The following is a 5,028-nucleotide window of genomic DNA, read 5'->3' as shown; positions in this document are numbered from 1 at the left end:
GATGGGGAGGGGGACCGCCGCTAAGCGGTGGTGGAGGGGCCGCGACATCGCGCCATTAGCCCCCTCCGTCATCGGCTGCGCCGCTGCCACCTCCCCATCGCTTCGCGACAGGGAGGAAACACTTTCAGTTCGGGTTCTGCACGTTGCCGTAGAAATCCTGGATGATCTTCCACGCCTCTTCGGCGGTTTCGACGAAGTGGAACAGCGACAGGTCGCGCTGGCTGATCACGCCCTCCTCGACCAGCGCGTCGAAATTGACGACACGGGTCCAGAATTCCTCGCTGAACAGCACGATCGGGATCGGCTTGATCTTGCCGGTCTGGATCAGCGTGAGCAGTTCGAACGTCTCGTCGAACGTCCCGAACCCGCCCGGGAACACACAGACGGCGCGCGCGCGAAGCAGAAAGTGCATCTTGCGCAGCGCGAAATAGTGGAACTGGAAGCTGAGGTCGGGGGTGACATAGCGGTTCGGCGCCTGCTCGTGCGGCAACACGATGTTGAGCCCGACCGATTCCTTGCCCTCGTCGTCGGCGCCGCGATTCGCGGCTTCCATGATCGACGGCCCGCCGCCCGAACAGACGACGAAGTTACGGCAGCCATTTTCATCGGGCGGCACCTGGCTCGCGATCCGCGCCAGCTTGCGCGCCTCTTCATAATAGCGCGCCTTGGCCGCGAGGCGCTCGGCGATCCGGCTTTCCTCGGGCGTGCGCGCCGCATCGAGCACGGACTGCGCTGTTTCGGGCGAGGGAATGCGCGCCGAGCCATAGATGACGAGCATCGACTCGATCTTCGCCTCGTCGAGCATCAGTTCGGGTTTGAGCAGTTCGAGCTGGAAACGCACGGGGCGCAGATCTTCGCGCAGCAGGAACTCGGTATCCTGGAACGCCAGCCGATAGGCCGGGCTTTGCGTCTGCGGGGTCGAGACCGCCTGTTTGGCGAATTGCGCGTCGTCCTTGGCTTTGTGGAAACGCGAGCGATGGGGTTGTTTATCTTCTGCCATTAGCGAGCGGCTACCCGTTTCGCGTGACTTTGCCAAGTCGCCACCCTGTCGATCCTCCCCCTTGATGGGGGAGGCCGTGAGACTTGCCAGCTTGCTGGCTTAGTCGCAGCGGTGGGGGTGATCTCTCGGCCTGAAACGAAAGCCGAGGGACGCACCGTCACCCTCATCCAACTCCGCCTAATCGCTTTGCGATAAGGCTTCGTATCCTTCTCCCATCAAGGGAGAAGGAGGTTAGCGGCAATAGCCGTTGCCGCTCATGTCGAAATGGAAGTGATTATAATGCGCCGCATTGTAATCGGGACCGAGCACGGTGCCGAAGCGGCGACAGCCCGATTTGTGAAGCGCGCGAAGGAATTCCTGCGACGGCTTGTCGCCGGTCCAGCCGCCGTCGAGCATGACGCGGCGGCCATCGGCGAGCAGGAAGCCCGATACGTCGATCGCATTCGAAAAGGCATGCTGCGACATCCGGCCCGATCGGCCGCCATAGATGTTGCGGCAGCTGTAGGTTCCGAAGGTCTCGATCTTCACGACCTCCTGCCCGAGATATTTCCGCGCTGCGGGCTTCACGGCATATTGTACCCATGCGGCGAAATTCTTCGCGAGCGGGCAGGTCATCGCGCCGAGCCCCGACACCGGGGTGCCGATGTCGAGCAGCTTTACCGAATCGATCGAGGTGCAGCCGCCGCCATGATCCTGGTTCGGGAGCGGCGTGAAGCGGACGCCGGCCTGTTTGAGATCGAAGGCGCATTGCTGCGCTTCGGCGCTGGTGAAGGAAGGCGTGCCGACGGCTTGCGGTCGGTTCGGCTTGCTCGCCGCCGGGCGTTTCCCGCTGCCATTCTTCATCACCTCGGGCGCGCCAAAACAGGCGGACAGTGCCAGCGCCGCGCTGGCCGCGATCAGGATCCGGGGCTTCAAGAAAGTCGGGATCGGCATGCCGTCAAATTACCGACGAAATGGTTAACAAGCTGTATACCTTTTCCTCCACTCGTCGAAAATTTCGCGCGGTCCATGCAATTTGTTTGACAGTTGCGCACCCGACCCTAAAGGCGGCGCCGGGCCACGCGGTCCCAACGCCGCGCGAGCTCTCTGCAAGGAGAGACTAAAATGACTGAAGTGCCGACGCCAATATTGCGCCCTGCGCGCCCCTATTTCTCCTCCGGCCCCTGCGCAAAGCCGCCCGGATGGGATGCCTCCAAAATCGCTACCGATGTGCTGGGCCGCTCGCACCGCGCCAAGATCGGCAAGACGCGTCTCCAATATTGCATCGACCTGATGCGCGAGATGCTGCAACTCCCCGACACGCATCGCATCGGCATCGTTCCGGGCTCCGACACCGGCGCTTTCGAGATGGCGATGTGGACGATGCTCGGCGCGAAGCCAGTCACGACGCTCGCTTGGGAGAGCTTCGGCGAAGGCTGGGTCACCGATGCCGTCAAGCAGCTGAAACTCGATCCCACGGTCATCCGCGCCGATTATGGCGCGCTTCCCGATCTGACGCAGGTCGACTGGTCGAACGATGTACTGTTCACCTGGAACGGCACCACCAGCGGCGTCCGCGTTCCGAACGGCGACTGGATCGCCGACGACCGTGAGGGCCTGAGCTTCGCCGATGCGACTTCGGCGGTGTTCGCTTATGACCTGCCGTGGGACAAGATCGACGTCGCGACCTTCAGCTGGCAGAAAGTGCTCGGCGGCGAAGGCGGCCATGGCGTCCTGATCCTCGGCCCGCGCGCGGTCGAACGCCTCGAGAACCACACCCCCGCATGGCCGCTGCCGAAGGTTTTTCGCCTCGTCAGCAAGGGCGCACTCGCCGAGGGCGTGTTCAAGGGCGAGACGATCAACACCCCGTCGATGCTCGCCGTAGAGGACGCGATCTTCGCGCTCGAATGGGCGAAGTCGCTCGGCGGTCTCGACGGCCTGAAGGCGCGCAGCGATGCGAACGCCGCCGCGCTCGACAAGATCGTTTCGGAGCGCGAGTGGCTGAGCCACCTCGCCGCCGACCCCGCCAGCCGGTCGAAGACCTCGGTCTGCCTGTCGGTTGCGGGCGCCGATGAGGGCTTCATCAAGAAGTTCGCCGGGCTGCTCGATGCCGAAGGCGCAGCGTACGACATAGCGGGCTATCGCGACGCGCCTCCGGGCCTACGCATCTGGTGCGGCGCGACCGTCGACACCGCCGATGTCGAAGCGCTCGGCCCGTGGCTCGACTGGGCCTACGCCTCGCTCAAGTAATTCGTGTGTCCCCGCGAAGGCGGGGACCCATCACCTGCCGTTTCGTATCGCGACACCGGGAGCTGGGCTCCCGCCTTCGCGGGAGCACACAGAAGGTATAATTTCATGACCCAACCCAAAGTTCTGATTTCCGATAAAATGGACCCCAAAGCCGCCGCGATCTTCAAGGAGCGCGGCATCCAGGTCGACGAGATTACCGGCAAGACCAAGGACGAGCTGATCGCGATGATCGGCGACTATGACGGCCTCGCAATCCGTTCGGCCACCAAGGTGACCGCCGACGTCCTCGCCGCCGCGACGAACCTGAAGGTCGTCGGCCGCGCCGGGATCGGCGTCGACAATGTCGACATTCCGGAGGCGTCGAAGAAGGGCGTCATCGTGATGAACACGCCCTTCGGCAACAGCATCACCACCGCCGAACATGCGGTCGCGATGATGTTCGCGCTCGCGCGCCAGATTCCCGAAGCCAACGCCGGAACCCAGGCGGGCAAATGGCCGAAGAATGACTTCATGGGCGTCGAGCTGACCTCGAAGACGCTCGGCCTGATCGGTTGCGGCAATATCGGCAGCATCGTCGCCGAGCGCGCGCTGGGCCTGCGCATGAAGGTCGTCGCCTTCGATCCCTTCCTGACCCCCGAGCGCGCGATAGAGCTCGGCGTCGAAAAGGCCGATCTCGACACCTTGCTCGCCAAGGCCGATTTCATCACGCTGCACACGCCGCTGACCGACCAGACGCGCAACATCCTGTCGGCCGAGAATATCGCCAAGGCGAAGAAGGGCGTGCGCATCATCAACTGCGCACGCGGCGGACTGATCGACGAAGCGGCGCTCAAGGACGCGCTCGAAAGCGGCCAGGTCGCGGGCGCCGCGCTCGACGTGTTCGTGGCTGAGCCTCCGCCCGCCGATCATCCGCTGTTCGGCGCGCCGAACTTCATCTGCACCCCGCACCTCGGCGCGTCGACCGACGAGGCGCAGGTCAATGTCGCGATCCAGGTTGCCGAGCAGATCAGCGATTATCTGCTCACCGGCGGCATCACCAACGCGCTCAACGTCCCGAGCCTGTCGGCCGAGGAAGCACCGAAACTTCGCCCCTATATGGAGCTCGCCGAGAAACTCGGCAGCCTCGTCGGCCAGCTCGCGCACGACAATCTCACCACCATCTCGGTCGAGGTCGAGGGCGCGGCGGCTGAGCTCAACCTCAAGCCGATCACCGCCGCGGTGCTCACCGGCCTGATGCGCCGTTATTCGGACAGCGTGAACATGGTCAACGCCCCGCATCTCGCGCGCGAACGCGGGCTCGACGTGCGTGAGGTTCGCCACGACCGCGACGGCGATTACCACACGCTCGTCCGCGTCACCGTCGCGACCAGCGACGGCGACCGCTCGGTCGCCGGCACGCTGTTCAGCAACGGCGATCCGCGCCTCGTCGAGATGTTCGGGATCAAGGTCGAGGCCGATCTCGACGGCCATATGCTCTACATCGTCAACGAGGACGCGCCGGGCTTCATCGGCCGCATCGGCACCGCGCTCGGCGAAGCGGGGCTCAACATCGGCACCTTCCACCTCGGCCGCCGCGCCGCGGGGGGCGAAGCGGTGCTGTTGTTGTCGCTCGATTCGCCGATGCCCGAGCCATTGTTGTGGCAGCTGTGTCAGCTCCCCGGCGTGAAGACGGTGAAGGGTTTGAAGTTTTGACGTAAACACGCCCTCTCCTTCAGGGGAGGGCAGCGAGACTTGCCAGCTTGCTGGCTTAGTCGCAGCGGGTGGGGGTGATCGGCCTTGCGCAAGGCCATGGCCCCCAC

At 64.2% G+C, this 5,028-nt stretch carries 4 protein-coding genes; 2 read left to right on the top strand and 2 right to left on the bottom strand.

The genetic code is table 11. From position 1 onward, the window contains the following. Nucleotides 1–124: 124 nt before the first annotated feature. Together ACREBX_RS06795 and ACREBX_RS06790 are read right to left on the bottom strand one after the other, a co-directional pair. Nucleotides 125–1,000 (bottom strand): LOG family protein, encoded by an 876-nt coding sequence (locus tag ACREBX_RS06795; RefSeq protein WP_431560996.1) that lies wholly within the window; start codon nucleotides 998–1,000, stop codon nucleotides 125–127. Between the two features lie 231 nt (nucleotides 1,001–1,231). After that, a complete protein-coding gene (locus ACREBX_RS06790) occupies nucleotides 1,232–1,933 on the bottom strand; it encodes an extensin family protein (RefSeq protein ID WP_431560995.1) in 702 nt (233 codons plus the stop codon). A gap of 171 nt (nucleotides 1,934–2,104) precedes the next feature. Here ACREBX_RS06790 and ACREBX_RS06785 point away from each other — a divergent pair, with 171 nt between their 5' ends. Further along, nucleotides 2,105–3,229, top strand: a complete 1,125-nt coding sequence (locus ACREBX_RS06785; RefSeq protein ID WP_431560994.1) for a phosphoserine transaminase — start codon at nucleotides 2,105–2,107, stop codon at nucleotides 3,227–3,229. 105 nt (nucleotides 3,230–3,334) lie between these two features. Then, a complete protein-coding gene (gene serA, locus ACREBX_RS06780) occupies nucleotides 3,335–4,921 on the top strand; it encodes a phosphoglycerate dehydrogenase (RefSeq protein ID WP_431560993.1) in 1,587 nt (528 codons plus the stop codon). Nucleotides 4,922–5,028 lie beyond the last annotated feature (107 nt).

It is taken from the genome of Sphingopyxis sp. (assembly GCF_050725655.1).
Lineage (GTDB): Bacteria > Pseudomonadota > Alphaproteobacteria > Sphingomonadales > Sphingomonadaceae > Sphingopyxis.
Note: the sequence above shows the minus strand (reverse complement) of the source record. Positions and strands in the feature narration are given on the sequence as shown.